This window comes from Micromonospora sp. URMC 106, assembly GCF_051386395.1.
GTDB lineage: Bacteria > Actinomycetota > Actinomycetes > Mycobacteriales > Micromonosporaceae > Micromonospora.
The window spans coordinates 1-25,014 of record NZ_JBPQTP010000021.1 but is presented as its reverse complement, the minus strand read 5'-3'; the positions used below and the strand labels follow the sequence as shown (position 1 = coordinate 25,014).

Genomic DNA, 25,014 nt, shown 5'->3' with positions numbered 1-25,014 from the left:
CGCGACGGCGGTACGGACTACTCGACGGTGACCGACTTGGCCAGGTTGCGGGGTTGGTCCACGTCGTGCCCCCGGGCTGCGGCGATCTCGGCGGCGAGGACCTGCAACGGCACGGTGGTGACCAGCGGCGCGAGCAGGGTCGGCGTACGCGGCACGTAGATCAGGTGGTCGGCGTAGCGGACGACCGCCTCGTCGCCCTCCTCCGCGATCACGATCGTCCGGGCGCCGCGCGCCCGCACCTCCTGGATGTTGGAGACCACCTTGTCGTGCAGCATGCCCCGGCCCACCGGCGACGGAACGATGCAGATCACCGGGGTGCCCTTGTCGATCAGGGCGATCGGGCCGTGCTTCAGCTCGCCGGCGGCGAAGCCCTCGGCGTGCATGTACGCCAGCTCCTTGAGCTTGAGCGCGCCCTCCAGGGCCACCGGGTAGCCCACGTGCCGGCCGATGAAGAGCACGGTCGGCTCGGACCGCAGGTCGCGGGCCAGCTCGCGGACGGGCTCGATGCGCGCCAGCAGCTCGCGCAGCTTGCCCGGCATCTGGTGGAGCTGTTCCACCACGGCGGCCACCTCGTCGGCGAACTTGATGCCGCGCACCTGGGCCAGGTGCAGGCCGATCAGGTAGCAGGCGACGAGCTGGGTGAGAAACGCCTTGGTCGAGGCGACGGCGATCTCGGGCCCACCGTGGGTGTAGAGGACCGCGTCGGACTCGCGGGGGATGGTGGAGCCGTTGGTGTTGCAGATCGCCAGCACGCGGGCCTTCTGCTCCTTGGCGTGCCGCAGCGCCATCAGGGTGTCCATCGTCTCGCCGGACTGCGAGATCACCACGATCAGCGTGGACCGGTCGAGGACCGGGTCGCGGTAGCGGAACTCGCTGGCCAGCTCCACCTCGCAGGGGATCCGGGTCCAGTGCTCGATGGCGTACTTGGCGACCAGCCCGGAGTGGTACGCGGTGCCGCAGGCGACGATGAAGATCTTGTCGACGTCGCGCAGATCCTGGTCGCTGAGGCGGACCTCGTCGAGCATGATCTCGCCGGAGTCGGTGAGCCGGCCGAGCAGCGTGTCCGCGACGGCCTGCGGCTGCTCCTCGATCTCCTTGAGCATGAACCAGTCGTAACCGCCCTTCTCGGCGGCCGAGGAGTCCCAGTCGATGTGGAAGTCCTTGCCGCTGGCGGGCTGGCCGGCGAAGTCGGTGATCTCGATGGTGTCGCCGGTGATGAGGACGATCTGGTCTTGGCCCAGCTCCACCGCGTCGCGGGTGTGCTCGATGAACGCGGCCACGTCGCTGGCGAGGTAGTTCTCCCCGTCGCCCCGGCCCACGACCAGCGGCGAGTTGCGCCGTGCGCCGACGACGGCGCCGGGCACCGCCGCGTCGACGGCGAGCAGGGTGAACGCTCCCTCCAGCCGCTGGCACACCACGCGCATGCCGGCGGCGAGCAGTTGCGGACCCTCGGGGTGGCCGGCGGCGCGCAGGTCGGCCAGCGCGGCGGAGAGCAGGTGCGCGGCGCACTCGGTGTCGGTGTCGCTGGCGAACTGGACGCCGTCGGCCTCCAGCTCGGCGCGGAGCTTCGCGAAGTTCTCGATGATGCCGTTGTGGATCACCGCGACCCGGCCGTCGGGGGCGAGGTGAGGGTGGGCGTTGCGGTCGGTGGGGCCGCCGTGGGTGGCCCAGCGGGTGTGCCCGATGCCGGTGGTGCCGTCCCCGATGCCGATGGGGCTGGCCGCGCAGGACGTCGGGTCCTCGGCGGCCCGCTCGGAGAGCACCTTCTCCAGGTTGGCCAGCTTGCCGGCCTTCTTCTCGGTCAGCAGCTCGCCGTCGCAGACGATGGCGACGCCGGCCGAGTCGTAGCCGCGGTACTCCAGCCGCCGCAGTCCGTCCAGCACGATGCCGAGCGCCGGGCGCGCCCCGGCGTAACCCACGATTCCACACATGTCCCGCAGCCTAACCCAGTTCCGCTCATCGCGCGTGCGCGAAAGCCGGGTAATCGATCACTGAATTTGAGCGATCGGGGCGGACCTGGGCATCGTCCACGACCTCGGACCCCGGTCGCCACGGCGGCTCCGAGCGGGCTGAACCTCCCGACAGGAGCGCGGTTGCGCAAAAGCGCACATACCCGCCATACTCCGACCGCCTGACCGCCCCCACCGCCAGGGAAACGATGTCGACACCGTCCGCAACACCGCATCCCCACGCCCGCCGGCTGCTGCGGACCGCCCGTTCGCTCGCTGTGCTCGCCGCCCTCGTCACGTCGGCCTCCTGCACGGCCGAGGCACCGGCGGCCGCACCCCCGACCTCCGCGCCACCGGCCACCGCGAGCGCCACCCCCGGTCCGAGCTGGCCGGCGACCGTCGTCTACGAGGCCACCGGCACCGGGCCGGCCGACATCGAGTACTACGACGCCGCCGGGCAGTTCCGCCAGCTCAGCGGGAAGAAGCTGCCGTGGCGGCTGAGCTTCGTGAGCGACGGCTCGACGCAGCGGATGGTGGTCGTCACCCAGCGCACCGACGGCGCGCCCACGATGGGCTGCCGGGTGACCATCGGCGGCACGGAGACCGGCCCGCCGAAGATCTCCAACGGCGGATGGCGAGCCACCTGCGCCGGTTGACGCCGCGCTCGCCTCGCGACGCCGCGTCATCCGCGTGGTGCGCCCACGGTCCCGGCGACGGCGGCCCCTAGGCTGACCGGATGACGACGACCGCCGATGTCGACCCGCTGGTGGCCCGGATGCGCCCGTTCGGGACGACCGTCTTCGCCGAGATGTCCGCCCTCGCCGTACGCACCGGCGCGGTCAACCTGGGTCAGGGCTTCCCGGACAGCGACGGGCCGCCCGAGATGCTCGCCGCCGCGGCCGAGGCGCTGCGCGGCGGCCAGAACCAGTACCCGCCGGGCCCCGGCATCCCGGCCCTGCGCGCGGCGGTGGCGGCGCACCAGCGCCGGTTCTGGGGGCTGGAGTACGACCCGGACGGCGAGATCGTGGTGACGGCGGGCGCCACCGAGGCGATCGCCGCGGCGGTCCTCGGGCTCTGCGAGCCGGGTGACGAGGTGGTCTGCTTCGAGCCGTACTACGACTCGTACGCCGCCTCGATCGCGCTGGCCGGCGCGGTGCGGCGGCCCGTCACGCTGCGCCCCGACGCCGACGGCCGGTACGCCTTCGACCCGGCCGCCCTGCGCGCCGCGTTCGGCCCGCGCACCCGACTGGTGTTGCTGAACTCGCCGCACAACCCGACGGGCAAGGTGTTCACCCCCGACGAGCTGGCCCTGGTCGCCGAGCTGTGCCAGGAGCACGGCGCGTACGCGGTGACCGACGAGGTGTACGAGCACCTGGTCTTCACCGACACCGCCGCCGACCACGTGCCGCTGGCCACCCTGCCCGGAATGCGCGAGCGGACGCTGCGGATCTCCTCGGCCGGCAAGACGTTCTCCTGCACGGGCTGGAAGGTCGGCTGGGCGAGCGGCCCGGCGGCGCTGGTCTCGGCGGTGCTGCGGGTGAAGCAGTTCCTCACCTTCGTCAACGCCGCGCCGTTGCAGCCGGCCGTCGCGGTGGCCCTGGCCCTGCCGGACGACTACTTCACCGGCTTCCGCGACAGCATGCAGGCCCGCCGGGACCAGCTCGTCGGCGGGCTGACGGACGCCGGGTTCGAGGTGCTCGCGCCGGAGGGGACGTACTTCGTCACCGCCGACGTCACCGCGCTGGGCGGGCGGGACGGGGTGGAGTTCTGCCGCTCGCTGCCCGAGCGGTGCGGGGTGGTCGCGGTCCCGACCCAGGTGTTCTACGACGACCCCGACGCGGGCCGGCACCTGATCCGCTTCGCCTTCTGCAAGCGCCCCGAGGTGCTGACCGAGGCGGTCACCCGGCTGCGCCGGCTGCCGGGGAGCTGATCCCGCGCCATCAGCCGAAGGCGCGGTCGATCGCTGCCCCCACACTCCGACGGCCCGCCCGCCGGATCGACGAGGCCGGCGAAAGCGATCTCTTCGGCGGCCGCCGGGCCGCTGCGCAGCGACGATCGAGCGGGCGGCCCGGAGCGGCGGCGCAGTGGAGTCGCCCGCCCGCTGTCGAGCTGATGTCGCAGACGATTCGCCGGGTGGGGTCGGTCACCCGTCCTGATGTCGCAGACGACTCAGCTCGACAGGGCGCCGACGGCCCCTGACCGTTCGGGTCAGACCGGCGTGGCCGGGCCAGGCGGGGCCGACCACGCCGGCCGGCCGGATCACGCGGGGCCGACCACGCCGGCCGGCCGGATCACGCGGGGCCGACCACGCCGGCCGGCCGGGTCACGCGGGGCCAGCCACGCCGGCCGGCCGGGTCACGCGGGGCTGGCCACGCGGACCGCGTCGGCGATGCGTTCGGCCGTCTCGCGGGCGACGTCCTCCGTGGCGGCCTCGACCATGACCCGGACCAGGGGCTCGGTGCCGGACGGGCGGAGCAGCACGCGGCCGGTCTCCCCCAGCTCGGCCTCGGCCCGCTCGACCTCGGCGCGCACGGCGGGCGCGGCCGCGCCGACCGTACGGTCGCCGACGGGGACGTTGACCAGCACCTGCGGCAGCCGGGTGAGCACGCCGGCCAGCTCGGCCAGGGACTTCCCGGTCGCCGCCATCCGCGACATCAGGTGCAGCCCGGTCAGCACGCCGTCGCCGGTGGTGGCGTACGCGGGCATCACGATGTGCCCGCTCTGCTCGCCGCCCAGCGCCAGCCCGGACGCCCGCAGCTCCTCCAGCACGTACCGGTCGCCGACCTTGGTCTCGACCAGCCGAATGCCCTCGCGGGACATCGCGAGACGCAGGCCCAGGTTGCTCATGACGGTCGCGACCAGCGTGTCCTGCGTCAGCGTGCCGGCCTCCCGCATGGCGAGGGCGAGGATCGCCATCACCTGGTCGCCGTCGACCTCGTCGCCGTCGGCGGTCACCGCGACGCACCGGTCGGCGTCGCCGTCGTGGGCGATGCCCAGGTGCGCGCCGTGCTCGACCACCGCGGCCCGCAGTGCCTCGATGTGGTTGGAGCCGCACTCGTCGTTGATGTTGAGGCCGTCCGGCTCGGCATGGATGGCGACGACCTCGGCCCCCGCCTCCCGGTACGCCACGGGGGCCACCTCGGCGGCGGCGCCGTTGGCGCAGTCGACCACGACCTTGATCCCGTCCAGTCGGTGCGGCACCGTGCCGACCAGGTGCTGCACGTAGTGGTCGGCGCCGTCGAGCAGGTCGTGCACCCGGCCGACGCCGGCGCCGACCGGCCGCTCCCACGCGGTGGTGGCGTTCGCCTCGACGGCCGCCTCGATCTTCATCTCGATCTCGTCCGGCAGCTTGTGCCCGCCGGCGGCGAAGAGCTTGATGCCGTTGTCGGGCATCGGGTTGTGCGAGGCGGAGAGCATCACGCCCAGGTCGGCCTTGGCCTCGGCGGTGAGGAACGCCACGGCCGGGGTCGGCAGCACGCCCACCCGGACCACGTTGGCGCCGGCACTGGTGAGCCCCGCCACGACGGCGGCCTCCAGCATCTCGCCGCTGGCCCGGGTGTCCCGCCCGACCACGGCGAGCGGGGGATGGCTCCGGTCCGACTCGGCGAGCGTGTGCGCGGCGGCGACCGCCACCGCCAGCGCCAACTCGGGCGTGAGATCCGCGTTCGCGCGCCCGCGTACGCCGTCCGTGCCGAACAACCGGCCCATACCGCCAACCTCCGAAGAAACGGTCCAGGAAAGGCGAACGGCCGGGCCCACCTCCCGTCGAGGGGAGGCGGACCCGGCCGTCCGTCAGTAGTACAACGTGCCGCTGAAGATCAGCGCTTCGAGTACTGGGGAGCCTTACGGGCCTTCTTGAGGCCGTACTTCTTGCTTTCCTTGACCCGGGCGTCCCGGGTGAGGAAGCCGGCCTTCTTCAGCGCCGGACGGTCGTCCGGCTCGCTGACGATCAGGGCCCGGGCGATGGCCAGCCGGAGCGCGCCGGCCTGACCCGTGGTGCCGCCGCCGCGCAGGTTGGCGATGACGTCGAACGCCTCCGGCTTCTCGGCGGTGACCAGCGGGTCCTTGATCAGCTGCTGGTGCACCTTGCTCGGGAAGTAGGCCTCGAGGTCGCGGCCGTTGCAGGTGATCTTGCCGGTGCCCGGCACGATGCGGACCCGGACGATGGCCTCCTTGCGGCGACCCACGGTCTGGATCGGCCGGTCACCACGAGGCGCGCGGGCGACGGGCGCCGGCGCCTCGGTGGCCTCGGGGGCAACCTCGGTGGCGGTGATGTCGGTCATGCTGATTCCTTCGCCCGCGCTCACTGCGCGATCTGCTTGATCTCGAACGGCACCGGCTGCTGCGCGCCGTGCGGGTGCTCGGCACCGGCGTAGACCTTCAGCTTCTTGATGAGCTTACGGCCGAGCTTGTTGTGCGGGAGCATCCCCTTGACGGCGAGCTCGATGGCCCGCTCGGGACGCTTGGTCAGCAGCTCTTCGTAGCCGACCTGCTTCAGACCACCCGGGTAACCGGAGTGGCGGTAGGCGATCTTCTGCTGCCGCTTGTTGCCGGTCAGCGCCACCTTGCCCGCGTTCACGATGACGACGAAGTCGCCCGTGTCGACGTGCGGCGCGAAAGTCGGCTTGTGCTTGCCGCGCAGCAGCGTGGCGGCGTGGGTGGCCAGGCGGCCCAGCACGACATCAGAGGCGTCGATGACGTGCCACTGACGCTCGATCTCACCCGGCTTCGGGCTGTACGTACGCACAGGTCTACCTTGTCTCGTCGTCGGTCTGGGGTCGCGCGCCGAGGTGACCGGGCGCGCACGAACGACCAAGCGTACCTCAGGCGGCACGCCTCTGGATGTCGTACAACAGCAGGCAACGATACCCGCCGCCCCGTCGGCAGGTCAAAACGGGGTGCCGCACGCCTGACCTGCGGCGGAGTCATGGCCCGGGTCACACCCCGGCCAGCCTGCGCGGGCCCGGCCGCAGGTAGACCAACCACGTCACCCCGAAACACACAGCGTAGGCCACGACGAACGCGACATACGCCGCGTCCGCGCTGCCCTGGGTGAGGAACGACTGCCGGAACGCGACGTTCACCAGCACCCCGCCCGAGGCCCCGACCGCGCCGGCGATGCCGATCAGCGCCCCGGTCATCCGCACGGCCCAGCGCTCGGCGGTCGCCGCGTCCCGCCGGCCGGCGTCGACCGCGGCCGTCGCCCGGGCCCGGAAGACCGCCGGGATCATCTTGTACGTCGACCCGTTGCCGATCCCGGAGAAGACGAAGAGCGACAGGAAGCCCAGCAGGTAGAGCCCGAACGACCGCTCCCGGGCGGCGAAGAGCACCAGCGAGGCGCCGGCCGCCATGGCGACGAAGTTCCAGAACGTCACCCGGGCCCCGCCGAGCCGGTCGGCGAGGTGCCCGCCGACGGGCCGGATCAGCGAGCCGATCAGCGGGCCGAGGAAGGTCAGCCAGGCGGCGTCGACCGGGGTCGGGAAGCGCTCGGCGAACTGGAGCTGGAGCACCTGGCCGAAGGCGAAGCCGAAGCCGATGAAGGAGCCGAAGGTGCCGATGTAGAGCAGCGACATGACCCAGGTGTGCGGGTCGCGCGCGGCCTCGCGCAGCGCGCCGGGCTCGTTGCGCGCCGCCGGGATGTTGTCCAGCCCGCGCGCCGCCGCCAGCGCGGCCAACACGATCAGCGGCAGGTAGACCGCCGGCACCAGCCGGGGGTACGCGGCGCCCGCCGTCGCCAGCACCGCCAGCCCGACCAGCTGCACCGCCGGCACGCCGAGGTTGCCGCCCCCGGCGTTCAGCCCGAGCGCCCGCCCCTTGAGCCGTTGGGGGAAGAACAGGTTGATGTTCGCCATGGAGGAGGCGAAGTTGCCGCCGCCCACGCCGGTCAGGCAGGCCAACACCATCAGCGTGGTGTAGGAGACGCCCGGCTCCAGCAGGACGGTCATCGGCACGGCCGGTACGAGCAGCAGCAGTGCGCTGACGATCGTCCAGTTCCGCCCGCCGAAGCGGGCCACGGCCAACGTGTAGGGCAGCCGCAGCACCGCCCCCAACGCGGCGGGCACGGCGGTGAGCAGGAACTTCCCCGCCGGGTCGATGCCGTACTCCGGGCCGAGGAAGAGCACGGTCACCGACCAGAGGCTCCACACGGAGAAGCCCACGTGCTCGGCGAAGATCGAGACCCAGAGGTTGCGCCGGGCGATCGGCGCCCCGGTCGTACGCCAGAACTCCGGGTCCTCGGGGCGCCAGTCGTCGATGCGGCGCCGGCGCCCGGCGGCGGCCGGGGCGGCCTCGGCCAGGGGTGTGGTGGGGGCCAGTGTGCTCACGGCGACTCCTCCTCGTCGGGGTGACCTGGAGGAACGCTAGGAATGCGGGATTACCCCGCGGTGCCCGTCGCGGGTCGGGCCGGAAACGGAGATCGCACCTCGGCCGGGCGGCGCCGGTGAGATGTCAGAGCTGTTGCAGGATGCGCAGCGCCCGCTCGACCCTGAGCATGGTCTCGGTGTCGGCGACGTCCACGCACTCGGTGAACCACTTCTTCATCGGCGAGGAGAGCCGGTCGGGCATCACCACGTACGCGCCCATCGGCACCGCCAGGGGCGAGTCGCGCAGCAGCGCCTCCTCGACCACCTCGGCCACGATGACGATCGGCACGTCGGTGGAGTTGTAGACGTCGGAGCTGATCACCAGCCCGAGCCGTTCCCGGGCGCCGTCGATGCGCCAGACCTCGCCCCTACGCAGCACGCGGGCGACCGCCGAAGAGCACGTCGTCGACCATGCCCACCTCGCGGGCGTCGGCGAGGGCGGCGGATTCGAGGTCGATCCCGGCCCGGCCGACGGCGGCGGCGTGCGCGGTGAAGACCTCGCGCAGCGCCTTCTCCCGGGCCGCCTGGTCCATCCACGCCGACAGGGAGAGCCCTTCGCGCTTGGCGAACCGCCGGGCCTCCTCGATCGTCTCGTCCGAGAACGACAGGGTCACCTTGGCAGTCATGCCGTGCAGACTACCCAGCGGTATGACCGCCAGTCATCCCGCCGGCACCCGCTATTCGCGCCGGCCGCCGAACACGGCAAACCGCCACTGCTTGAAGAAGCAGTCGACGTCGACCAGGCCCGCCTCGGCCAGCCAACGACACTGCTCGGCGACGGGCGCCGGCCGGTCGTACGCCATCCGCCCCTCGGCGGCGGCGATCTCGTCGGCGTCGGAACCGAGCGCCGCGACCCGCGCCAGCCACACCTCGTGGTAGCGCCGGTCCAGGGCGGGCGTGGGGCCGGCGACCTGCTCCGCGTTGACGAAGACGCCCTTGGGGGCCAGCGTCGCCGCCACCCGCCGGTAGAGGTCGCGCTTGCCGGCGTCGTCGAGGTGGTGGATGGCCAGCGCGCTGACCACCGCGTCGTAACGGCCGGCGGGCAGCGGGGCGGCCAGGTCGGCCCGGACCGTGCGGTGCGCCACCCCGCGGGCCCGCAGGTGGTCGGCGGCGACGGCCAGCATGGCCGGCGCGGCGTCGACCAGGGTCAGCCGGATCCCCGGCACCGCCGCCGCGAACAGCAGCGACAACAGCCCGGTGCCCGCGCCCAGGTCCAACACCTCCGGGGTACGCCCCGCGGCGAGCGCGGCCCGCAGCGGCGGCGCGGCCACCTCGACGGCGGTGCCGTAGAACGCGTCGAAGCAGGGCACCAGCCGGCGGCGGGCCTCGTCGTAGCTGCCGGCCACCGCGTCGAACGCCTCGGCCACACCCATGTCTTCTCTCCCAAATTCCGGGAATGTTGTCTCATATTGTAAACGATGCGAGCCGACCGGCTGCCGTCGTGCGGTGTGAGGGGCTCTTGACAGGACCGAAACAAACGAGACCCGGAGCGGAAACCGCCCGCCGGCACGCTTTGCCGACATGACAGACGGTGCACGGGCGACGACTCGGCCGGGGCGGACGCCCCGGGAGGTGGCGACGCACTGCCCGTACTGCGCCCTCCAGTGCGGCATGACCCTGCGCGAGGAGGCCGGCCGGGTGGCGGTGCTCCCCCGGCAGTTCCCCACCAACCGGGGCGGCCTGTGCCAGAAGGGCTGGACCGCCGCCGAACTGCTCGACCATCCCGAGCGGTTGACCACCCCGCTGCTCCGCGACCCGCACACCGGCGAGCTGCGCCCGGCGAGCTGGGACGCCGCCCTCGACCGGATCGTCGCCGGCCTCCGCGCCGTCCAGGACGGACACGGCCGGGACGCGGTCGCCGTCTTCGGCGGCGGCGGGCTCACCAACGAGAAGGCGTACGCGCTGGGCAAGTTCGCCCGGGTGGCGCTGCGCACGAAGCACATCGACTACAACGGCCGGTTCTGCATGTCCTCGGCGGCGGCGGCCGGGATGCGCGCCTTCGGCGTCGACCGGGGCCTGCCGTTCCCGCTGGCCGACCTGGGGCGGGCCGACACGCTGCTGCTGGTCGGCGCGAACCCGGCGGAGACCATGCCCCCGCTGGTGCGCTGGCTGACCGAGCAGCGCGAGCGCGGCGGCCGGCTGATCGTGGTCGACCCCCGGGTCACCGCCACCGCCCGGCAGGCCGACCTGCACCTGCAACCCCTGCCCGGCACCGACCTGGCGGTGGCGAACGCGCTGCTGCACATCGCGCTCACCGAGGGCTGGATCGACAAGGACTACGTGGCCGCCCGCACCACCGGCTTCGAGGCGGTCCGCCGCGGCGTGGCGGGCTGGTGGCCGGCCCGCGCCGAGGCGCTCTCCGGGGTGCCGGTGGCCGACCTGGAGGCGACCGCCCGAGCCCTCGGCACCGCCGAGCGCGTGATCGTCCTGACCGCGCGCGGCGCCGAGCAGCACGCCAAGGGCGTCGACACGGTCACCGGCTTCGTCAACCTGGCGCTCGCCCTCGGCCTGCCCGGCCGCCCCGGCTCCGGCTACGGCTGCCTGACCGGCCAGGGCAACGGGCAGGGCGGGCGGGAGCACGGGCAGAAGGCCGACCAGCTCCCCGGCTACCGGAGGATCGACGACCCGGCCGCCCGGGAGCACGTCGCCGGGGTCTGGGGGGTCCCGGCAGACGAACTGCCCGGCCCCGGCGTGCCCGCTTACCAGCTACTGGACTCGCTGGGCACGCCGGCCGGGCCGAAGGCGCTGCTGGTGTTCGGATCCAACCCGGTGGTCTCCGCGCCGCGGGCCGGCCGCGTCGAGGGCCGGCTGCGCGACCTCGACCTGCTCGTGGTCGCCGACTTCCTGCTCTCCGAGACGGCCGCGCTGGCCGACGTGGTGCTGCCCACCGCGCAGTGGGCCGAGGAGGACGGCACGATGACCAACCTGGAGGGTCGGGTGCTGCGCCGCCGCGCCCTGCGCCCACCGCCTCCCGGCGTCCGTACCGACCTGGAGATCCTCGCCGACCTGGCGGAGCGGCTGGCCGCCGTCGAGCGGCCCGGTGCAGCCGCCCCGGCGGGCCGGTTCCCCACCGACCCGCGGGGCGTCTTCACCGAGCTGCGACGGGCCTCGGCCGGCGGGACCGCCGACTACGCCGGGGTGAGCTGGGAGCGGATCGACGCGCACGACGGCGTCTTCTGGCCGTGCCCGACCGAGGACGGGCCGGACACCCCCCGGCTCTTCGCCGATCGCTTCGCCACCCCCGACGGGCGGGCCCGGTTCCACCCGGTGGAGCACCGGCCGGCGGCCGAGGAGGTCTGCGCCGACTATCCGCTGCACTTCACCACCGGCCGGGTGCTCGCGCAGTACCAGTCCGGCACCCAGACCCGCCGGGTCGCCGCGCTGCGCCGGGCCGCCCCGGACGCCTTCGTCGAACTGCATCCCGACCTGGCCGACCGGCTCGGCATCGGCGACGGCGAACCGGTGCGGGTGGTCTCCCGCCGGGGGGAGTTGCGGGCACCGGCCCGGCTCAGCACCAGCATCCGGCCGGACACCGTCTTCGCGCCGTTCCACTGGGGCGGCGCCGCGCGAGCCAACTCGGTGACCAACGACGCCGTCGACCCGGTCTCCGGGATGCCGGAGTTCAAGATCTGCGCCGTCCGGCTGGAGAGGGTGGAAACGCCATGAGCGAGCGGAGCGAGCGAATCATCGGGCACCGCACGGTCACCACTGATGGCCGACCGGAGCGCGGCGGAGGTCGGTCGTGACCGAACGGGTGGTGATCGTGGGCAACGGGATGGCCGGCGCCCGGCTGGCCACCGAGCTGCACGCCCGGGGCGGGGACCGCAAGGTCACCGTGCTCGGGGCGGAACCGCACCGGGCGTACAACCGGATCATGCTCTCCACGCTGCTCGCGGGCAAGATCGGCGAGGCGGACGTGGAGCTGGCCGAGGCCGCCGGGCAGGGAGTCGACCTGCGCACCGGGGTGACCGTCACCGCGATCGACCCGGCCGCCGGCGCGGTCCGCACCGACGACGGCGACCGCATCGCGTACGACCACCTGGTGCTCGCCACCGGCAGCCGGGCCGTGGTGCCCCCGCTGCCCGGGCTGGAGGGGCCCGAGCTGCCGGAGCGGGTGGTCCCGTTCCGCACCCTCGACGACTGCCGGCGGATCCTCGCCGTCGCCGACGGCGCGCGCAGCGCCCTGGTGCTCGGCGGCGGGCTGCTCGGGCTGGAGGCGGCCCGCGGGCTCGCCGCCCGGGGCCTGGACGTCGGGGTGGTGCACCCGGTGCCGTACCTGATGGAACGGCAGCTCGACCCGGCCGGCGCGGCCGTGCTGGCCGGCACGCTCGCGGGCCTCGGGGTGACCACCCACCTGGCCGTGTCGGCCACCCGGGTGGTCACCGACGCCGACGGGGTCCGCCTCGACCTGGCCGACGGCCGGTCGCTCGCCGCCGACCTGCTGGTCATCTCCTGCGGGGTACGCCCCGACACCGCCCTCGCCGCCGCGGCCGGGCTGGCCGTGGAGCGCGGCGTGCTGGTCGACGACCGGCTGCGCACCAGCGACCCGCGGATCTCGGCGATCGGCGACTGCGCGCAGCACGACGGCGCCCTCACCGGGCTGGTCGCCCCGGCCTGGGCGCAGGCGCGGGTGGTGGCGCAGGTGCTCACCGGCGAGGACCCGCTGGCCCGCTACCGGCCCCGTCCGGTGGTGACCCGGCTCAAGGCGGCCGGCATCGACCTCGCCGCGATGGGCGACCCGGCGGACGGCGGGGCGGGCGAGGAGCTGACCTTCGCCGACCCCGCCCGCGGCACGTACGCCCGGCTGCGCATCCACGACGAGCGGTTGACCGCCGCCATCCTGCTCGGCGACAACCCGGCGGTCGGCACGGTCATCCAGCTCTTCGACCGGGGTCAGCCGGTGCCGGCCGACCGGCGGTCCCTGCTGCTCGGCCGGGCCTTCGGCGCGGCCCCGGCGGCGCCCGCCGCGTCCCCGGCGCTGATGCCGGACGCGGCGACCGTCTGCCAGTGCAACAGCGTCAGCAAGGGCGCGCTGGTGAGCTGCTGGCGTTCCGGGGCCCGGACGGTCGACGCCGTGGTGGCGGCCACCCGGGCCGGCACCGGCTGCGGCGGCTGCCGGGACGCGGTCGCCGGCATCGTCGGCTGGCTCTCCGAGGTGGATTCAGTGGAGGTGACGCGATGAGCGAGCGAATCAGCAGGCTCGGCACACAGCGGAGGGCCGTCATGAGCGCGCGAAGCGAGCGAATCAGCAGACTCGGCGCGACGGTGCCTCATGACGGCACGCGGCGGAGCGGAGGGCCGTCATGAGCGCCGGCAGGCTGGTCGTCGTCGGCAACGGCATGGTCGGGCAGCGCTTCGTCGACGCGCTGCGCGCCCGCGACCCCGAGGGGCGGTGGCGGATCACCGTGCTCGCCGAGGAGACCCGTCCGGCGTACGACCGGGTGCGGCTCTCGGCGTTCTTCGACGGGGTGGGCGCCGAGGAGCTGAACCTGCACACCCCCGACGACGGGGTGGCGCTGCGTCTGGGCGAGCCGGCGACGGAGATCGACCGGGAGCGGCGGGTGGTGCGCACGGCGGCCGGCGAGCACCCGTACGACGCGCTGGTGCTGGCCACCGGCTCGTACGCCTTCGTGCCGCCGGTGGCCGGGGCGACCCTGCCGGGGGTCTTCGTCTACCGCACGCTCGACGACCTGGTGGCGATCCGGGAGCACGCGCGCGGCCGGCGCACCGGCGCGGTGATCGGCGGCGGGCTGCTCGGGCTGGAGGCGGCGAACGCGCTGCGGCTGCTCGGGCTGGACACCAGCGTGGTGGAGTTCGCGCCCCGGCTGATGCCCGTGCAGGTGGACACGGCCGGCGGCGCGATGCTCCGCCGGTACGTCGACGAGCTGGGCGTGACCACCCACCTGGGCGTGGCCACCACCGCCGTGCGGCCCGGCCCGGACGGCACCGTCGCCGGCCTGGAGCTGGCCGACGGCACGGTGGTCGACGCCGACCTGGTGGTGGTGGCGGCCGGCATCCGGCCCCGCGACGAGCTGGCCCGGGCGGCCGGGCTGGCGCTCGGCCCGCGCGGCGGGGTGCTGGTCGACGGCGCCTGCCGGACGGCCGACGAGCGGATCTGGGCGGTCGGCGAGTGCGCGGCGGTCGACGGCACCTGCCACGGCCTGGTCGCCCCCGGCTACGCGATGGCCGAGGTGGTCGCCGACCGGCTGGTCGGCGGGGCGGCCACCTTCCCCGGCGCGGACACCGCCACCAAGCTCAAGCTGCTCGGCGTGGACGTGGCCTCGTTCGGCGACGCGCACGGCACCACCCCGGGCTGCCTGGACGTCACGTTCACCGACCCGGCCACCCGGGTGTACGCCAAGCTGGTCCTCTCCGACGACGCGAAGACCCTGCTCGGCGGGGTGCTGGTCGGCGACGCGAGCGCCTACCCGACGCTGCGGGCCAGCGTCGGCGGGCCGCTGCCGGGTCCCCCGCTGGCGCTGCTGGCCCCCTCCGGCGCGGCGGGCGCGGGGGCCGGCGCCCTGCCCGCCACCGCCCAGGTCTGCTCGTGCAACGCGGTGACCCGCGCCGACATCGACGACGCGATCGCCGGCGGCTGCGCGGACGTGCCGGGGCTGAAGGCGTGCACTCGGGCGGGCACCAGCTGCGGCTCCTGCGTGCCGATGCTCAAGCAGCTCCTCGACGCGGCCGGGGTGAAGCAGTCCACCGCGCTGTGCGAGCACTTCGACGCCAGCCGGCAGGAGCTGTTCGACATCGTCCGGGTGCGCGGCATCCGCACCTTCTCGCAGCTCATCGCCGAGCACGGCCGGGGGCGCGGCTGTGACATCTGCAAGCCGGTGGTGGCCTCGATCCTCGCCTCGCTCGGCACCGGGCACGTGCTGGACGGGGAGCAGGCGTCGCTGCAGGACACCAACGACCACTTCCTGGCCAACCTGCAACGCGACGGCAGCTACTCGGTGGTGCCCCGGATCCCCGGCGGCGAGATCACCCCGGAGAAGCTGATCGTGATCGGCGAGGTGGCCCGGGACTTCCAGCTCTACACGAAGATCACCGGTGGGCAGCGGATCGACCTGTTCGGGGCCCGGGTCGAGCAGCTGCCGCAGATCTGGCGCCGGCTGGTCGACGCCGGCTTCGAGTCCGGCCACGCGTACGGCAAGGCGCTGCGCACGGTGAAGTCCTGCGTCGGCGAGACCTGGTGCCGGTACGGGGTGCAGGACTCGGTCGGGCTGGCCATCGCCCTGGAGCTGCGCTACCGGGGGCTGCGCGCCCCACACAAGATCAAGTCGGCGGTGTCGGGCTGCGCCCGCGAGTGCGCCGAGGCCCGCAGCAAGGACTTCGGCATCATCGCCACCGAGACCGGCTGGAACCTCTACGTCGGCGGCAACGGCGGCTTCCGGCCCCGCCACGCCGACCTCTTCGCCACCGACCTGTCCACGGAGGCGCTGATCCAGCTGATCGACAGGTTCCTGATGTACTACATCCGCACCGCCGACCGGCTGCAACGCACCGCCGCCTGGATCGAGGCGATGGACGGCGGGCTGGACCACCTCCGCGCGGTCGTCGTGGACGACTCCCTCGGCCTCTGCGCCGAGCTCGACGCCGCCATGGCCCGGCACGTCGACTCGTACTCGGACGAGTGGCGGGACGTGCTGGAGGACCCGGTCCGGCTGCGCCGGTTCGCCTCCTTCGTCAACGCCCCCGAGGTACCCGACCCGTCGATCGCCTTCGCGCTCGAACGGGGCCAGCCGGTCCCGGCGGGCCGCGCGCCCGTCGCCGAGGGCCGGCAGCCGGTCGCGCTCGGGATGCCGGAGGTGCGGCGGTGACCACCACGACACTCGGACTGCCGGAGGTACGGCGATGACCATCACGATGACGACGCCCGCCGCTACGCGCTGCTGGACGCCCGTCTGCCCGCTCGACCGGCTGGAGCCCGACCGGGGCGTCGCGGCGCTCGTCGACGGCGTGCAGGTGGCCCTCTTCCGCACCGCCGACGGGCTGTTCGCCCTCGACAACCTCGACCCGGTCGGCGGGGCGTACGTGTTGTCGAGGGGGATCGTCGGCAGCCGGGGCGGGGTGCCCACGATCGCCTCGCCGCTGCACAAGCAGGTGTACGACCTGCGCACCGGGGTCTGTCTGGACCTGCCCGGGGTCGCCGTGCCCCGGCACGAGGTGCGCTGCCGGGACGGACTGGTCGAGGTGCGGCTGCGACAGGAGGGGTGAATGCGCGACGAACTGGCCGGCTTCACCATCGGGGTGACCGCCGACCGTCGGCGGGACGAACTCGCCGCGCTGCTCCAGCGGCGTGGCGCCCGGGTGGTGATCGCCCCGGCCCTGCGGATCGTGCCGCTGGCCGACGACACCGACCTGCGCGAGGCCACCCGCGCCTGCCTGGACCGGCCGCCGGACATCCTGATGGCCAACACCGGCATCGGGATGCGCGGCTGGCTGGAGGCCGCCGAGGGCTGGGGGCTGGCCGAGCCGCTGCGCAGCGTCCTCGCCGACGCGTACGTGGTGGCCCGCGGCCCCAAGGCGCGCGGGGCGATCCGGGCCGCCGGCCTGCACGACCAGTGGTCGCCGGACTCGGAGAGCTGCGACGAGGTGGTCGACCACCTCTGCCGGCGCGGCGTGGCCGGGCAGGTGATCGCCATGCAGCTGCACGGCGAGCGGCAGCCGGAGTGCACGATGGCGCTGGAGGCGGCCGGGGCCACCGTGATCGAGGTGCCGGTCTACCGGTGGGCGCCACCGACCGACCCGGCCCCGCTGCACCGCCTGATCGACCTGGTCGCCGGCCGGCTGGTCGACGCCGTCACGTTCACCTCGGCACCGGCGGCGGAGGCGCTGCTGCGCGCCGCCGGTGACCGCTCCGACGCGGTGCTGGACGCGTTCCGGCACGACGTGCTCGCCAGTTGCGTGGGGGCGGTCACCGCGGAACCGCTGCTGCGGCGCGGCGTGCCGGTCAGCGCGCCGACCCGGGCCCGGCTGGGCGCCCTGGTCCGGACCATCGTCGACGAGCTGCCGCGCCGCACGGTCACCCTGAAGGCGGCCGGCCACCTGCTCACCCTGCGCGGGCACGCCGCCGTGGTCGACGGCGAGCTGCGTCCGCTCGCCCCGGCGCCGATGGCGGTGCTCCGGGCGCTGGCCCTCTCCCCGGGCCGGGTGCTGTCCCGCACCGCGCTGCTGCGGACGCTGCCGCGCGGCGCCGACGAGCACGCCGTGGAGATGGCGGTGGCCCGGCTGCGCGCCGGGCTGCGCGCACCCCGCGTGGTGCAGACCGTCGTCAAGCGCGGCTACCGGCTCCGGGTGGACTGACGCGGGGGCCGCCGGGCGCGCCCCGGCCCGGGCTCACGCCGAGGGGTGGCGGCCCCCGCCGTCCGCTCAGCCGACCGGCGCCGGGTATCCCCGGCCGTGCTCGGCCTGGAGGCGGATCATGGCGTGCTCCACGACGGTCACCAGCACCTGCTTGACCGACTCCCGGTGCCGGGCGTCGGTCATCACCAGCGGCACGTCCGGCGAGATGGCCAGCGCCTCGCGGACCTCCTCCAGCTCGTACTGCGGCGCGCCGTCGAACCGGTTCAACGCCACCACGTACGGCAGTTTGCGGTTCTCGAAGTAGTCCAGCGGCGCGAAGGCGTCGGTGATCCGGCGGGTGTCGACGAGGACGGCCGCGCCCACGGCGCCCCGGATGATCTCGTCCCACATGAACCAGAACCGGGTCTGGCCCGGCGTGCCGAAGAGGTAGAGGATCAGGTCCTGGGCCATGGTGATCCGGCCGAAGTCCATGGCGACCGTGGTGGTCTCCTTGCCGGGCACCTTGGACGGGTCGTCGATGCCGACGCCGGCCGCGGTCATCACCGCCTCGGTTCTCAGCGGGGTGATCTCCGAGATCGCGCCGACCAGGGTCGTCTTGCCCACGCCGAAGCCGCCCGCGACCACGATCTTCGCGGAGATGATTCCCCGGTTCTGGCGGGCCCCGGCGGGGTCATAGCCTGCGAAGTCCACTTAGCACCCTTCCAAGGATTTCCATCCGCTCCTCGAACCCCTCGGCGGGAGCGGCAGTGTGTAGCGTCAGCAGGCTCTCGGCCACCATGTCGGCGACCAGCACCCGGGTGACGCCCAGCGGCATCCGGGTGTACGCGGCGATCTCGGCCAGCGACTGTGCCCGCCCCTCACAGACGGTGGCGATGCGGTGCTTGTCGTGCCCCGCGAAACGGGACTCCGCGACCTGGGTCGGGCTGGCCGACAGGACCGCCTCCAGGGCGATGTCCATCTGGGCCTCGGTCCGACCGCGGGTGACCGCGTACGGCCGCACGAGCGCGCCGCGCGGGTCCACGCGCCGTTGGTCCATCCGCGATCACCTCCTCTCCCGGCCGGGCCCGCGGGCACCGGTCTTCTCGTCCCTGGCCGACGCGCAGCCCGCGTCACGCCCCGGCTACGACCGCACGGCGTCCCGCGGCAACGGCACCAGGGCCGCGCCGACGCGCTCCACCAGGAGCGCCATCTCGTAACCCACCTGCCCGACGTCGCAGCTGCGGGCCGCCAACACGGCCATCGACGACCCGTCGCTGATCGACATCAGGAAGAGGTAGCCGCTGTCCATCTCGATGACGGTCTGCAGCACGCCGCCGGCGCTGAACATCCGGGCGGCGCCCTCGGTCAGGCTGACCACGCCCGAGGTGATCGCCGCGAGCTGGTCCGCCCGGTCCGCGGGCAGGTCCCGCGAGGAGGCGAGCAGCAGCCCGTCGGCCGACACCGCCACCACGTGGGCGATGCCCGCCACGCTGTCGGCGAAGTTGGTGAGCAGCCAACTCATGTCCTGCATGGCCGCTGGCCTGTTCATCGACTCGTCTCCTTGGTCGAGGTGCTGTTCTGGTCCGTTCCGGCCGCCCGGCCGCGCTGCACGCCGCGGTGGTAGGCCGACAACAGGCCCCGTACTTCGTCCGGGGTGCGCCGGCTGCGGTCGCGGCCGCCCCGGGGCTCGATGCCGCCGGGCACGAGCTGCGCCTGCGGCACCCGCTTGGGCAGCCCGGAGCGGGTGGTGCCGGCAGCGGGCGGCTCGGCGGCCCGGCTGGCCCGGGACCAGCCCTCGTCGGCCGCCGTCCGCCAGGCGTTCGCGTCGGTGGCGGCGGCCCCCGGCGCCGGCTCCGCGACCGGCGTCGGGGCTGGCGTCGCGGGGGCGGCTTCCGCCGCCGCGGGTCGCGCCGGGGCCGGCGGGGTGTACGACGGCGGTGGCGGCTGCGCGGGCGGCGGGGTGGCCGTGCTGCCCGGCGTACGCGTGGGCAGCCGCGGCGGGCGCGACTCGGCCGTCGGCGGCTGTGCCGTGGCCGGCGCCCCGGCGGACTGCTGTGCCTGTGGCGACTGGCTGAAGTCCGGACGGGTGAAGATCGCGGTGGCGTCGTTGCCGTGCGACCGGAACCACACCGCCTCCATCTCCCGGAAGATCGGCGCCTCGGCCGGCAGTTCGGGACGCGGGGTGATCGGCGCGGCCGGGGCGAGCGGGGCGGTGGCGGCCAGGTTGGCGCCGAGGCCCCGGCCCACGCCCGGGTCGGCGCCGAATCCGCCGGCCGTGGCGGGCGTGCCGGCGGTCGGCATCGGGGTGGTGGCCGAGGACCCGGCGACCGGGCCGACCGGCAGGACCGGCGCGGCCGGCGCGCCGGTCTCCCCGCCGGGGACGCGCTTGGGCAGCGGCTCGACCGTGGGGTAGGCGACGGTCGGCGTGCCGACCGAGCTGCCACCGCCGCCGGCGGCGAAGGCCGGCTTGGCCGGCGCCGCCGGGGCGGTCGACGGCGATCCGGTCAGGCCGCCGGCCTGCACCGGGGACGTGGTGTCCCGCGCCTGCTCCGGCGCCTGCCACGGCGCCGGGGCGGACCGCCACTGGTCCGTCAGGGTGGCCGAGGCGGCCCGTCCCGCCCCGGCGAGCGGCTCGCCGAGGCCGACGGGGGTGAGCGGCGTCTGCTCGACCGCGAGCGGCTGCCGGGGCCGGGTGATCTGCTGGTCCCGGCTGTGGACCGGGGGCAGCACCACCGTCGCGGCGGGGAGCGTCACCTGGGCGACGGTGCCGCCCTCCACGTTGCGGCGCAGCTCCACCCGGATGCCGTAGCGGGAGGCGAGCCGGCTGACCACGGCCAGACCCATCAGCCGGAACGCCGCGACGTCGACGCTCGGCGGGGCGGCCAGCCGCCGGTTGAGCGAGTCCAGCTGCTCGTCGGTGAGGCCGAGGCCCCGGTCCTCCACCTGGATGAGCACGTAGTCCCGGATCCGCCGGCCGTCGGCGACCACGGTCGTGGTCGGCGGCGAGAAGCGGGTGGCGTTGTCCAGCAGCTCCGCGACGAGCCGGACGACGTCGTTGACCGCGTGCGCGGCCACCGAGATGTCGGTGTCGACCGTGCCGAACTCGATGCGGTTGTAGAGCTCCACCTCGGACTGCGCGGCGCGCAGCACGTCCACCAGGAGGGCGTCGTCGCGGCGCGGCACGGCGGAGTCGGCGCCGGCCAGGACGAGCAGGTTCTCGTCGTTGCGGCGCATCCGGGTGGCCAGGTGGTCCAGCTCGAAGAGCTGCGCCAGCCGCTTCGGGTCCTCCTCGCCGCGCTCGATCGCGTCCAGCTCGCCGATCATCCGGTCGACCAGGGTCTGACTGCGCCGGGCCAGGTTGAGGAACATCGCCGAGACGCTGGTGCGCAGCGCGGCCTGCTCGGCCGCCACGCGGACCGCCTCGCGGTGTACGACGTTGAAGGCGAGCGCCACCTGGCCGACCTCGTCGCGGGTGTTGAGCTGGATCGGGTCGCGCACCTGGCGGACGATCTCGTCGACGCCGCCGTCGCCGACGTTGCCGACGTTCTGCAGCCGCTGCACGGCGTCCGGCAGGTCGTGGTTGGCCACCGAGAGGGCGCCCTCCCGCAGCCGGCGCAGCGAGTGGTTGAGCGAGCGGGCCAGCACCACGGCGAGGGTCACCGCGATGACGAGCGTGAGCAGCACCAGCACCGACTCGATGACGGCCTGCTGGATGACGTCCGAGCGGGCCTGGTCGGCCTGGGCGAGCAGCTGGTCCTGGAGCCGGATCTCGGCCCACCGCATGAGGTCGTTGACCGCGCCGACGGCGGCGGAGGCGTCCTGGGCGGTCACCAGCGGGCGCTGCCCGACCGAGCGGGTGATGTCGGCGGCGACCCGGTCGGCGAGGGTGACCGCGTCGCCGGAGACGGTGCTGTCGACCAGGGCGCGCTGGGCCGGGTCGGCGGCCAGGGAGAAGGCGAGCAGCGCCTCCTGCTGGCCGGTCAGGGTGGCGACGAACGAGGAGAACTGCTCCTCGTCGAGCTGGCCGGCGGTCAGCGCGGTGAAGGCGACCGACTGCTCCTCGGCGACGGCCGCCTTGGCGCGGGCGAACGCGGCGACCGCGCGCCGGGCGTCGGCCAGCCGCTCCTCGCCGGGCAGTTGGGCGAGCCCGTCGCCGTACGCGACCAGGTCGGTGATGATGACCCCGTAGCGCAGCGCCGCCTCGGCGACCGCCATCTGCTGGCGGTCCAGCACCTTCTGCCGGGTGCCGTCGAGCGTCTCCAGGTGCTCGTCGATGGCCGCCAGCCGGTCCCGGACGGCGGCCGGGACCTCGCCGATCCGCCCGCGCTCGGCCCGGTAGGCGTCGATCCGCGCGTCGGTGCTGCGCACCCGCAGGTTGTACGTGTCGGCCTTCTGCGGCGCGGCCAGGAAGGCGGACGCCGCCATCCGCTCGGCGTGCAGGTCCTGGGTCAGCGCGGAGATGTCGATGGAGAGCGCGGTGAGCGCCCGGGCCCTGGTGGCGTCGAGGGCGCCCTCGCCGATGGAGACGAGCCGGACGGCGGCCAGCGCGAGCACCGCGGCGACCGGCACCACCAGGATCAGCGCCAGCTTCGACCGGATCCGCGCGTCGCGCAGCCGGAACAGGCGGCGACGCTTCGGCCCCCCGGTTTCGCCGCTGTCGGGCAGGGTCGTCGGTCCGGTGCTCACGACATCGCCTCCGTCGTTTCTTCCACGCCTGCCCCGCCGACTCGCGCCCGGTGCAGCGGACTGCGCCACACGCGGCACGGCCGCGATTTCATCAGAAGCGATCCTGTTTGGGAAGCCGCAGTGGGGTAGGAAACGGTCGGACGGCACGCATCCCGTGATCCGGTCAACTAATACCTTCATTTCCCCATGCCCGTGAACAGGGCATGTAACTCCAGAGTGGTCGTCCATGTCGGATTAGTAAGCGCTTGCAAAGTTCTCGTGACCCCACCATGTGGGATGCGCGTCCCGAAACGCCTCCGACCCCCGCGCTTGACCGCAGAGCCCGGCGTTGGCAAGGTTTTGCAGGCTTCGCGCACACCGTACGGCAGACCGATCCCGTTCCTCCACTGAGGACGGACAACCCGGCGGTGACCGGGCAGCGCCCGGGCCGCATCTGGAGGACTGAGTTGAGCCCCATCCGCTCCGCGACCGCCGCGGCGCTCGCATCGGCCGTACTGGCCACCACGCTCACCGGCTGCCAGTTCGGCGCCGACGAGCAGGACACCAGTCCCATCGTCATCGCGGCGGACCTCGAACTCTCCGGCGCGGCGGCGCCCGTCGGGAAGGCGTACCAGCGGGCTCTGGAACTGAAGATCGAACAACTTAACTCCTCGGGCGCGCTGAACGGCCGGAGGATCGAACTCAAGGTGAAGGACAACCGGTCCGACGCGGCCGAGTCGCTGCGGAACATCGGTGACTTCTCCGACGATTCCCGAGTCAGCGCGATCATCATGGGCGGCTGCAACGAATGCGCGGTCGGCGCCGCGCGGACCATCAACGAGAAGCGCATTCCCACCATTGCGCTCGCCTCGTCCAGCGCGGTGTCCAGTCCGGTCGCCGAGCGGCGCTACGTGTTCAAGCTCGCCCCGAACGCGGCCGACAGCGCCGCCGCCCTCGCCATCGAGATGCGGCGGAAGGGCGTCACCAAGGCCGCCGTGTTGTACAGCGACGACGACTACGGCCGCGAGGGGCTGGCCGCGCTGCGCGCCGAGTTCGCCAAGAGGGGCATCAAGCCGCCGCGCGAGGAGTCGGTCAAGACCACCGACACCGAGGTCGGCGAGCAGGTCAAGGCGCTGACCGAGGACAAGCCGGACGCGCTGGTGGTGTGGACCCCGCCGGAGCAGGCCGCGCTCGCCGCCACCGCGGCCCAGCAGGCCAAGTTCAAGGGCTCGCTCTTCTTCGACGCGGCGGCCGCCGGCGACCTCTTCCTCGGCGCCGCCGCCCGGGCGACCGAGCGCGCGACGCTGGTCTTCACCCAGACCATGGTGATCGACGACGTCATCGCGACCACCCCGGCCAAGGCCGCCCGCCGGCAGTGGTTCCAGGACTACACGGCCCGGTTCGGCGGCTACAACGGCTCCTCCTCGTTCGCCGCCGACGCGGTGCAGCTCATCGCCGACGCCGAACTGCGCGCCGGCGGCGAGCCCGGCCGGGTCGACCGCGACGGCATCCGGGACGTGCTGGAGACGTCGCAGATGGACGGGCTGTCCGGGCCGATCCGGATGACGCCCGACAACCACTCCGGCCTGATGCCCCAGGCTCTCACCACCCTGGTCGCCCGCAACGGCCGGTGGCGCCTCGCGGGCTGACGGTGGTCGACGGTGTGGCCCGCCGTACCCGGCTGCGGGCGGTCAGGCTTGATCCCCGCGCCGGGCACGGCGGCCACACCTCGGGCCGGTCCGGCGGTCCCCCGGTCGACGACCGGTCACTGGTCGTCGCGGGTGACCGGTCGACCGTCGGTCACCGAGCCGACGTGGTGGCCCGGACCCAGGGCAGCGCGAGCCGCTCGACCAGGGACAGGGCGCTGTAGAGCGCGATGCTCATCAGCGCGATCAGCACGATCGCCGCCCAGGCGGTCGCGGTGTCCCCGACGCCGTTGTACTGCAGGATCTGATAGCCCAGCCCCGGCTTGTCGGAGTAGAACTCCCCGATCACCGCACCGATCGCGGCCAGCGGCATCGCCACCTTCAGGCCCACGAAGACCTGCGGCAGCGCGGCCGGGAAGCGCACCTTGCGGAACGACTGCCACCACGACGCGTTCAGCGACCTGGCCAGCTCGGCCAGGTCCGCCGGGGTGGTGGTGAGACCGGTCGCGGTGGAGAGCACGATCGGGAAGAAGCAGAGCAGGAACACCATGGTCAGGATGGGCTTCTCCCCCCAGCCGACCGAGACCACCAGCAGCGGGCCGAGGGCGATCTTCGGCACCGCGTTCACCGCCACCAGCAGCGGCGAGAACATCCGCTCGACGTGGCGGGACGCGGCCAGGGCCATCCCGATGAGCACTCCGGTGACCGCCGAGAGCAGGAAGCCGACCGACGTCAGCACGGTGGTCGTCCCCAGCGCCGGCAGCAGCACGTCGGCCGAGGCCGTCAGCGAACTCCACACCGCCTGCGGCGGCGGCAGGGACGCCGGGTGCACCAGCTCCAGCACGGACGTGACCAGCCACCAGACGGCCAGCGTGATCACCGCACCGAACAGCGGCAGGCCGACGGCCATCGGGGAGCCGGCGGCCCGGCGGGTGGTCGCGGCAGCCGGCGCCGTGGTGGGCGTCGCCACCGCGGGGGCGACGGTCTCGCGCTCCGCCCCGGTGCCACCGGCGCGGGTACCGGTCGTCTCCGTCACAAGTTCTCCTCTCCTGCCGGCCGGGGCCGGCACGCGGCGGGGGGGGGGGGGGGGGGGGGGGCGGGGGG

The 25,014-nt window shown here is 74.1% G+C and carries 21 protein-coding genes; 8 read left to right on the top strand and 13 right to left on the bottom strand.

The features are described from left to right. Positions 1–17: 17 nt before the first annotated feature. Positions 18–1,931, bottom strand: a complete 1,914-nt coding sequence (glmS, locus tag ACSNOB_RS09945; protein WP_436686308.1) for a glutamine--fructose-6-phosphate transaminase (isomerizing) — start codon at positions 1,929–1,931, stop codon at positions 18–20. A 227-nt stretch (positions 1,932–2,158) separates the two neighbouring features. Between glmS and ACSNOB_RS09940 the strand changes: the two genes are divergently transcribed. Together ACSNOB_RS09940 and ACSNOB_RS09935 are read left to right on the top strand one after the other, a co-directional pair. Beyond that, positions 2,159–2,605, top strand: coding sequence for an MmpS family transport accessory protein (locus tag ACSNOB_RS09940; RefSeq protein WP_436686306.1), 447 nt, complete (start codon positions 2,159–2,161; stop codon positions 2,603–2,605). An 80-nt stretch (positions 2,606–2,685) separates the two neighbouring features. Continuing rightward, on the top strand, positions 2,686–3,879 hold the full coding sequence (locus ACSNOB_RS09935; protein ID WP_436686305.1) for a pyridoxal phosphate-dependent aminotransferase: 1,194 nt from the start codon (positions 2,686–2,688) through the stop codon (positions 3,877–3,879). Between the two features lie 425 nt (positions 3,880–4,304). Here ACSNOB_RS09935 and glmM read toward each other — a convergent pair whose 3' ends face one another. From glmM to ACSNOB_RS09900, 7 genes are all read right to left on the bottom strand, one after another. Then, positions 4,305–5,657 (bottom strand): phosphoglucosamine mutase, encoded by a 1,353-nt coding sequence (gene glmM / locus ACSNOB_RS09930; RefSeq protein WP_436686304.1) that lies wholly within the window; start codon positions 5,655–5,657, stop codon positions 4,305–4,307. A gap of 110 nt (positions 5,658–5,767) precedes the next feature. Next, entirely contained in the window at positions 5,768–6,232 is a 465-nt protein-coding gene (gene rpsI, locus ACSNOB_RS09925) for a 30S ribosomal protein S9 (protein WP_018784602.1), read from the bottom strand. Between the two features lie 20 nt (positions 6,233–6,252). Beyond that, on the bottom strand, positions 6,253–6,696 hold the full coding sequence (gene rplM / locus ACSNOB_RS09920) for a 50S ribosomal protein L13 (protein ID WP_393105540.1): 444 nt from the start codon (positions 6,694–6,696) through the stop codon (positions 6,253–6,255). 190 nt (positions 6,697–6,886) lie between these two features. Beyond that, on the bottom strand, positions 6,887–8,272 hold the full coding sequence (locus ACSNOB_RS09915; protein ID WP_436686303.1) for an MFS transporter: 1,386 nt from the start codon (positions 8,270–8,272) through the stop codon (positions 6,887–6,889). A gap of 124 nt (positions 8,273–8,396) precedes the next feature. Then, positions 8,397–8,690, bottom strand: coding sequence for a type II toxin-antitoxin system PemK/MazF family toxin (locus ACSNOB_RS09910; RefSeq protein WP_436686301.1), 294 nt, complete (start codon positions 8,688–8,690; stop codon positions 8,397–8,399). Continuing rightward, the gene (locus tag ACSNOB_RS09905; RefSeq protein WP_436686299.1) at positions 8,680–8,937 is read right to left on the bottom strand and encodes a DUF6364 family protein; all 258 of its coding nucleotides are present in this window, start codon (positions 8,935–8,937) and stop codon (positions 8,680–8,682) included. The genes ACSNOB_RS09910 and ACSNOB_RS09905 overlap by 11 nt, the downstream gene beginning before the upstream one ends. Before the next feature lie 51 nt (positions 8,938–8,988). Continuing rightward, a complete protein-coding gene (locus ACSNOB_RS09900) occupies positions 8,989–9,684 on the bottom strand; it encodes a class I SAM-dependent methyltransferase (protein WP_436686297.1) in 696 nt (231 codons plus the stop codon). Between the two features lie 238 nt (positions 9,685–9,922). Between ACSNOB_RS09900 and ACSNOB_RS09895 the strand changes: the two genes are divergently transcribed. The 5 genes from ACSNOB_RS09895 to ACSNOB_RS09875 all read left to right on the top strand — a co-directional run bounded on the left by ACSNOB_RS09895 (position 9,923) and on the right by ACSNOB_RS09875 (position 17,620). Further along, the gene (locus tag ACSNOB_RS09895; protein ID WP_436686361.1) at positions 9,923–11,977 is read left to right on the top strand and encodes a molybdopterin oxidoreductase family protein; all 2,055 of its coding nucleotides are present in this window, start codon (positions 9,923–9,925) and stop codon (positions 11,975–11,977) included. Between the two features lie 76 nt (positions 11,978–12,053). Beyond that, a complete protein-coding gene (locus ACSNOB_RS09890; protein ID WP_436686295.1) occupies positions 12,054–13,493 on the top strand; it encodes an FAD-dependent oxidoreductase in 1,440 nt (479 codons plus the stop codon). A 121-nt stretch (positions 13,494–13,614) separates the two neighbouring features. Continuing rightward, positions 13,615–16,134 (top strand): nitrite reductase large subunit NirB, encoded by a 2,520-nt coding sequence (nirB, locus tag ACSNOB_RS09885; RefSeq protein ID WP_436686293.1) that lies wholly within the window; start codon positions 13,615–13,617, stop codon positions 16,132–16,134. Positions 16,135–16,168: 34 nt separating this feature from the next. Next, on the top strand, positions 16,169–16,531 hold the full coding sequence (gene nirD / locus ACSNOB_RS09880) for a nitrite reductase small subunit NirD (protein WP_436686291.1): 363 nt from the start codon (positions 16,169–16,171) through the stop codon (positions 16,529–16,531). Continuing rightward, complete coding sequence (locus ACSNOB_RS09875) at positions 16,532–17,620, top strand: uroporphyrinogen-III synthase (protein ID WP_436686289.1); 1,089 nt, start codon at positions 16,532–16,534, stop codon at positions 17,618–17,620. 66 nt (positions 17,621–17,686) lie between these two features. Here the strand turns inward: ACSNOB_RS09875 and ACSNOB_RS09870 are convergent, their stop codons facing one another. The 4 genes from ACSNOB_RS09870 to ACSNOB_RS09855 form a co-directional block, all read right to left on the bottom strand. Further along, a complete protein-coding gene (locus ACSNOB_RS09870) occupies positions 17,687–18,310 on the bottom strand; it encodes a GTP-binding protein (RefSeq protein WP_393105555.1) in 624 nt (207 codons plus the stop codon). Further along, a complete protein-coding gene (locus ACSNOB_RS09865; protein ID WP_393105557.1) occupies positions 18,291–18,656 on the bottom strand; it encodes a DUF742 domain-containing protein in 366 nt (121 codons plus the stop codon). Before ACSNOB_RS09865 ends, ACSNOB_RS09870 begins: the two co-directional genes overlap by 20 nt. 84 nt (positions 18,657–18,740) lie before the next feature. Continuing rightward, positions 18,741–19,148, bottom strand: coding sequence for a roadblock/LC7 domain-containing protein (locus ACSNOB_RS09860; RefSeq protein WP_067359650.1), 408 nt, complete (start codon positions 19,146–19,148; stop codon positions 18,741–18,743). After that, complete coding sequence (locus ACSNOB_RS09855) at positions 19,145–22,285, bottom strand: nitrate- and nitrite sensing domain-containing protein (RefSeq protein WP_436686288.1); 3,141 nt, start codon at positions 22,283–22,285, stop codon at positions 19,145–19,147. Before ACSNOB_RS09855 ends, ACSNOB_RS09860 begins: the two co-directional genes overlap by 4 nt. 446 nt (positions 22,286–22,731) lie before the next feature. On the opposite strand from ACSNOB_RS09855, the gene ACSNOB_RS09850 reads away from it, so the two are divergent. Beyond that, complete coding sequence (locus tag ACSNOB_RS09850; protein ID WP_393105561.1) at positions 22,732–23,913, top strand: ABC transporter substrate-binding protein; 1,182 nt, start codon at positions 22,732–22,734, stop codon at positions 23,911–23,913. 151 nt (positions 23,914–24,064) lie between these two features. Here ACSNOB_RS09850 and ACSNOB_RS09845 read toward each other — a convergent pair whose 3' ends face one another. Beyond that, the gene (locus ACSNOB_RS09845; protein WP_436686360.1) at positions 24,065–24,880 is read right to left on the bottom strand and encodes an ABC transporter permease; all 816 of its coding nucleotides are present in this window, start codon (positions 24,878–24,880) and stop codon (positions 24,065–24,067) included. Positions 24,881–25,014 lie beyond the last annotated feature (134 nt).